Annotated in this window: 5 protein-coding genes; 1 reads left to right on the forward strand and 4 read right to left on the reverse strand. The window is 42.4% G+C overall.

Features of this window, described 5'->3' with window-relative positions:
• Positions 1-104: 104 nt before the first annotated feature.
• The 3 genes from CXF61_RS12450 to CXF61_RS12460 all read right to left on the reverse strand — a co-directional run bounded on the left by CXF61_RS12450 (position 105) and on the right by CXF61_RS12460 (position 2,638).
• The gene (locus CXF61_RS12450; protein WP_165598422.1) at positions 105-629 is read right to left on the reverse strand and encodes a TPM domain-containing protein; all 525 of its coding nucleotides are present in this window, start codon (positions 627-629) and stop codon (positions 105-107) included.
• Between the two features lie 71 nt (positions 630-700).
• Positions 701-1,882, reverse strand: a complete 1,182-nt coding sequence (locus tag CXF61_RS12455; RefSeq protein ID WP_165598423.1) for a TPM domain-containing protein — start codon at positions 1,880-1,882, stop codon at positions 701-703.
• Positions 1,883-2,005: 123 nt separating this feature from the next.
• The gene (locus CXF61_RS12460; RefSeq protein ID WP_057758539.1) at positions 2,006-2,638 is read right to left on the reverse strand and encodes a LemA family protein; all 633 of its coding nucleotides are present in this window, start codon (positions 2,636-2,638) and stop codon (positions 2,006-2,008) included.
• A 956-nt stretch (positions 2,639-3,594) separates the two neighbouring features.
• Between CXF61_RS12460 and CXF61_RS12465 the strand changes: the two genes are divergently transcribed.
• Positions 3,595-5,142 carry an alanine/glycine:cation symporter family protein gene (locus tag CXF61_RS12465; protein ID WP_101204950.1) on the forward strand — a complete coding sequence of 516 codons (1,548 nt, stop codon included), beginning with the start codon at positions 3,595-3,597 and terminating at the stop codon, positions 5,140-5,142.
• A gap of 410 nt (positions 5,143-5,552) precedes the next feature.
• On the opposite strand, the gene CXF61_RS12470 is transcribed toward CXF61_RS12465, so the two are convergent.
• The gene (locus tag CXF61_RS12470; protein WP_101204951.1) at positions 5,553-6,158 is read right to left on the reverse strand and encodes a fasciclin domain-containing protein; all 606 of its coding nucleotides are present in this window, start codon (positions 6,156-6,158) and stop codon (positions 5,553-5,555) included.
• Positions 6,159-6,262: the final 104 nt, after the last annotated feature.

Raw genomic sequence — 6,262 nt, forward strand, 5'->3', positions numbered from 1 at the left:
TTATTTTAACACTAAAATCATATCGCCTAAAACAAAACCCTTTGATCGTATAGATAAGCTACTTATAAAAGTAGCCCTCTTAGTAAAACCGTCCAAGGCGCAAACTACTTTAAAAATACTACTGTATCAGACAGCTCATTACCCTCTGGATTATGCTCTAAATGATAATATTGACGTAGCACCTGCCCCACTTCGTCTAGCAACTCAGCTAAGCTCTCTTCTGTCTTTTGGGTAGCAATACCAGATACCGCCTTTTCACACATTGCATTCCATACCGTTGGACTCACATGGGCGCTGATACCTCGGTCTGCAACAATCTCTAGTTTACGCTCGCATATATTGACATAGATCAAGACACCTGTGTTTTCTTCGGTATCCCAGACGCGATATTCGCTAAATAAATCAATCGCACGCTCACGGCAGTTCATGCGATAAGCTTCTTGGATAGGCAGATGATTTTCTACAATCAAGAACACCTCACCACGATGCCCACGCTCAGCTCGTGTCACAGCATCTGTTAAACGCGCCTTAGATTCTGTTGTTAGCCACTTACTATGTAATAAAGGGACGAACAAAACTTGGCGCCACCAGCGGGCAAAACTGGGGTTTGAAGCGTTGTCTTCTACCATTATATTATTTCCTCAAGTACGTCGTTTTCGATGGTTATGTAGAGTTTATTTTGTTTGCGTATATGGAATACTTACCACGAGCCACCTGCACCGCCGCCGCCGAAACCACCGCCGCCACCGCCAAAGCCGCCGCCTCCGAAACCACCACCGCCAAAGCCGCCTCCACTACCGCCGCCCATACCGGGTAAGAAAATCATGCCGCCTCTGCGCCCACCTTTACCGCCGCCGCCTTTTCCACCGCCACCACTAGCAAATATCAAAAACAGCCATATAAATATCGTCATAATAGATGTCATAATGAAGCTGCCACCCAAGGCTAATGATCCCACAAAAAAACCACCAGCGGTTATAGTAGAACCAAACACGCGCCCAAAGATACTGGTAATAACACCACCAAATACCAATGCCATAATAAATAAGAAAGTAGGTGATGGTAGCTCATTTGAGCCTTGTTGAGCAGCGCGCTCTGCAGCTTGCTCATCAGCACGGGCTAAGACTTCAGGATCAGCAGTTAGGCGTGTTTTGAGCGCTTCAACACCAGCGATTATCCCTGCACCATAGTTATTTTGCTTAAATAACGGCGTGATATCTTCACGAATGATACGGTTGAGCGCAGCATCTGGCAACACCCCTTCTAGCCCGTAACCCGTTAGGATATACATATCACGGTCATTGACAGCGACCACAATTAGCAGACCGTCATCGATAGCTTCATCACCCAGTTCCCACTTCTCAGCAACTTGCAAGGCATAATCAAATATTGGTACGCCATTGGTAGTTGGTACGATAACCACCGCTGCTTGTGCTAATCCCTGCTGATAGATACTTCGAAGCTGCGCCTCTAGACGTAGCTTTTCTTGAGGATTTAAAATATTGGCTTGATCAACGACTGGTTCATTGAGTATCAACTTATCAGCATCAACACCCTCGGCACTGGAGCGTACTGGTGGCTGATCGGTTTGAGCATTGGCAGTACCATTTGCTGCGCTTTGGTTATCTGCGTTTTGATTGATCGCGTCGTTGCCGAGCACCGCTTCATTGATAGCATCGTTATTTAATACAGCATCATTGATTGCTTCGTTAGACTCGCCTGCTTTAGCAACGGCCACCAACTCTTCGACACTACGGTTTTGCAGATCCGAGGTGCTATCTGTCGCCACCGCTGTATCATTGGGTGCAGCGTGCAATACAGGCACGCTGACGACACCTAACGTAAACAGTAATGCTGATAAGATTGCTTTTGAATTATTCATCTAATCTATACCACCTCAGATAACATCTTTACCAATTGATAGACTCTAACTAATCATCGTTGAACCATTAGCTAAATAAACAGAGCTGCCTATACCGCTATGTCGTCACGTTCATTCTAAATTTTATTCAGCAGACTTTTCTGTAGAGTCGCCAAAATCAACACTTGGTGCGGTTGAAATCGCCTCTTCGTTTGCCACACTAAAGTTGGGCTTAGTATCCATCCCAAATACTTTTGCAGTGATGTTGGTTGGGAACTGACGTACCGTTGTATTGTATCCTTGCACTTCTTGGATGTAGCGGTTACGAGCAACAGCAATACGGTTTTCAGTACCTTCTAACTGTGCCTGCAAATCCTGAAACAGTGCATCTGATTTTAGATCTGGATAACGCTCAGATACCGCCATCAAACGTGACAATGCACCTGTCATCTGCTCTTGCGCTGCTGCATAACGCTCCATCGCTTCTGGATCATTGAGTACTTCTGGCGTCACAGTAATACCGCCCGCACGTGAGCGAGCTTCTGCCACTTGGGTGAAGACTTCTTGTTCTTGCTCAGCATATTGCTGTACGACTTTGACTAAGTTTGGCACCAAATCAGAACGGCGCTGATACTGGTTAACCACTTCTGACCATGAAGCAGTGACCTGTTCATCTTGTGCTTGCAGGTTGTTGTAGCCACAGCCACTTAGACCAACCGTAGAAGTTGTCAATAAAGCGGCTAGCAACATCGGCTTCATAATAGATTTACGTGTCATTGTTGATTCTCCTAATAATGATAAATAACAAATATCCAGTACCACGTTTTTAATATTTTTAAGTTTTCTTGGTATTCATACAGCGGTCATGCGCCCTATATATTGTATATCTGCGCATCACTCTATCAGCATGATATCAAAAGAAGTTGTCCTAATGATGGCGTTATATACGGCTTTTTACAATTGACCGTTACCAAAACACAACCGCATAATGTTAACGATAACGCGTTTTTATCATGATAGATATAGAGCAAAAATTTAGCAGTCTAGCGCAATCAGACTAAATGTTATGAAAGTACAAACAATTATTTATATATTATCGAAATCTTGCTAATGTATCTGCTAAATAAAATACGAATATATCTACCGTCTACAAAGAAATTTCTAGTAATTAGTACAAAAATATGGCAAATTGCAGTTACGTAGCCGTACGGTTTGAATACATTTGGTAGTGGACTTATAGTTTGATTAGTATTAGCGAGTTGTTAATTTCTTAATAAAAACATCAATTAACTGTCAAATTATCGCTAAATACTGTCAATTCGCCATACCAGTCATGTATTTATTCAAGACAGCTCATAGTAAGTTGAATGCCATCATGGTGATGGATATTTAATTATATAACCGCCTGTTTTATCCGCCGGTCAACTTATGACTCATCTGATGTATAACATGATGATAGAAGACCGCAGTAGTTGAGGTTGTAGAATAATAGTAAACGCAGCTGATATTAATATTATCAGTGATAAGCGCTATGCAAATAGTCCGTATTACTGATGAGATACGCGGGTAAATACAGACAACTACAGTCCATTCTTGGTGGCCCAGCACATGAGACTTAGACAACAAATAAGTCGATGCAGAGACTTTAACTGCTTAACTTAAATAAGTAAGTTAACCAGTTAGTTTACTCCTAGCAAACAGTGCCACCTTGAGACAGTACTAGGAACATAAATATGGAAGGTTTAGTTAACTTAGTAAATGGAATTATCTGGAGCCCAGCGCTGATTTATCTCTGCTTGGGTGCCGGTCTGTTCTATTCCATTATGACGCGCTTTGTACAAGTACGTCTATTCGGTGAGATGATCAAACTCCTATTCACTGGTAAATCTAGTGCACAGGGTATCTCATCATTTCAGGCACTTGCCGTCTCACTCGCCGGTCGTGTGGGTATGGGTAACATCGCTGGGGTAGCTGCTGCTATCGGCTTCGGTGGCCCAGGTGCCGTATTCTGGATGTGGATCGTAGCCTTCCTAGGCGCATCTACAGCCTATGTCGAATCTACTCTTGCTCAAATTTACAAAGAAAAAGATGTGGTAACTGGCGAGTATCGCGGTGGCCCAGCTTATTACTTTGAACGTGCCCTTGGTCAAAAGTGGTACGGCATCCTCTTCGCAATCGCTTCTATTTTATCATGTGGTATGTTCTTACCTGGTGTACAGGCGAACGGTGTTATCAGTGCATTTGCACAGGTAATGGGCGAAGGTACGATCATGAACGTTGCAGGCCTAGAAGTTGGCTCTATGCGTTTGGTCGGCTTGGCTATCATCTTAGTCGTGCTAGGTATCATCATCTTCGGTGGTATTAAGCGTATTGCAACCTTTACTGAGTTTGCAGTACCTTTCATGGCTTTAGGTTATATTGCCCTAGCGCTAATCATCATGTTCAGCAACTTCAGCTTGATTCCAGATGTATTTGGTATGATTGTTGGTGATGCATTCACTGCACAAGCAGGTTTTGGTGCTGCTATCGGTTGGGGTGTGAAACGTGGTATCTACTCTAACGAAGCTGGTCAGGGTACAGGTCCTCACGCTGCTGCTGCTGCTGAAGTTGAGCATCCATCACAGCAGGGTCTAGTTCAGGCATTCTCAGTATATGTTGATACATTACTAGTATGTTCTGCTACTGCATTCATGATCTTGTCTACTGGTATGTACAACATTCAAGGTACGCTACCAGATGGCCAGTTCATCGTACAGAACGTCGCCGCTGCTACTGAAATCAATGCTCCTGCGTTCACGCAAATGGCAATGGAATCTGTATACGGTACGTTTGGTAATGTCTTTATCGCAATCGCTGTATTCTTCTTTGCCTTTACGACAATTCTGGCTTACTACTACATCGCTGAAGTAAACGTGGCTTACTTAACACGTTTCCTCGGTCGTAGTGCAAACAGAACTGGTCTATTCCTAGTGAAAGTGCTTATCATGGCGATGGTTGCTTATGGTGGTCTAAACTCAGCTGGTTATATCTGGGCAATCGGTGATATCGGTGTTGGTCTTATGGCTTGGCTTAACATTGTTGGTATTCTTGTCATTTTCATCGTGGCTCGTCCAACCCTTACTATGCTTAAAGACTATGAAGCTCAGCGCAAAGCTGGCGTAACTCGCTATAGTTTTGATCCTGCTAAATTCGGTATCAAAAACGCACCGTATTGGGAAGAGCGTCATCTAGCGCAGCAAAAAAGCATGAACGCTGATCCATTACGTAAAGATAAAGTGTAAGTCGATTTAATAAGATTGCTATTTAATCTTACTGAATAAACAAAAAGCCCGAGACCATGTTCTCGGGCTTTTTTGTTTGGTTAATTTTATACACTGCTAAAGAATAGCTTGCTGAAAAAACATCAAAGCCCACGTTCATACGAGCTGATTTAATACCTTAAAACTGCCCTTTTATTCTCAAAATTAATCTGTATTCGAAATAACATCTGACTGTTATTTTGTATTTTGCCTGTCTTCTTTATAGAGCTCGCTTTAGCATTAAACTACTTTATATTAATTAAGTCGTCGTACCAGTATAGGTAAACCACAGTTCCCCTATTTTTAATTCATAGACATAAAAAAACCTAGCACGATGGCTAGGCTTTCTTTAAATAACTTGTAGATTACGAATCTACGCGTTAATAGACAGCTTATTCAGGCATTAATACTGCATCGATAGTGTGAACCACACCATTGGTTGCCATGATATCTGTACCAGTAATATTTGCTGTGTTACCAGTAGCATCAGTAATTATATTGTCTTCACTGATAGTGATGGTTTTACCATTCGCCGTTTCAATCTCAGTACCGTATGGGATATCAGCCGCTTTAACTTCCATTGCTAGTACATGGTAAGGAAGAACCGTTTTTAACAAGTCTGTATTGGCCAACAACTCTTCTTTAGTCACGCCTAGTTTTTCTAGTACTGGCGCAAATGCATCATCAGTTGGTGCAAATACAGTATGCTTAGTTTCTTCCATTAGCATAGTATCAAGACCAGCAGCCTGTAGCGCAGCGGTTAAGATAGTTAGGTTTTCATTTTCTGCTGCAATTTCAGCGATAGTTTGAGTCGCTTCCATGTCCATTTCGGCCATTGGCTCTGCTTCAACAGCTTCTGTCTCAGCAACTGGCTCAACTGCCATTTCTTCAGTCGCTTCTGGTTCAGTTGGCTCCGCAACAGTTTCAGTGTCGTTACACGCTGCTAGTGACATGGCTGCGGTTACAACTGCGATAGATAACAAGTTCTTCTTTAACATAGGTAATTCCTTTTTGGATAAATAATTGATTAAGGGATTTATTTAAATTAATAACTTTCGATAAATATAATGGCGACCAATGATTGATAAATGTATCAATTACT

This window comes from Psychrobacter sp. 4Dc (genome assembly GCF_002836715.1).
Taxonomy (GTDB): domain Bacteria; phylum Pseudomonadota; class Gammaproteobacteria; order Pseudomonadales; family Moraxellaceae; genus Psychrobacter.

Excerpts from the sequence above, each read along its gene's own strand:
- CXF61_RS12455 (WP_165598423.1), bottom strand. The coding sequence starts at position 1,882 with ATGAATAATTCAAAAGCAATCTTATCAGCATTACTGTTTACGTTAGGT.
- CXF61_RS12465 (WP_101204950.1), top strand. The coding sequence starts at position 3,595 with ATGGAAGGTTTAGTTAACTTAGTAAATGGAATTATCTGGAGCCCAGCG.
- CXF61_RS12470 (WP_101204951.1), bottom strand. The coding sequence starts at position 6,158 with ATGTTAAAGAAGAACTTGTTATCTATCGCAGTTGTAACCGCAGCCATG.
- CXF61_RS12450 (WP_165598422.1), bottom strand. The coding sequence starts at position 629 with ATGGTAGAAGACAACGCTTCAAACCCCAGTTTTGCCCGCTGGTGGCGC.
- CXF61_RS12460 (WP_057758539.1), bottom strand. The coding sequence starts at position 2,638 with ATGACACGTAAATCTATTATGAAGCCGATGTTGCTAGCCGCTTTATTG.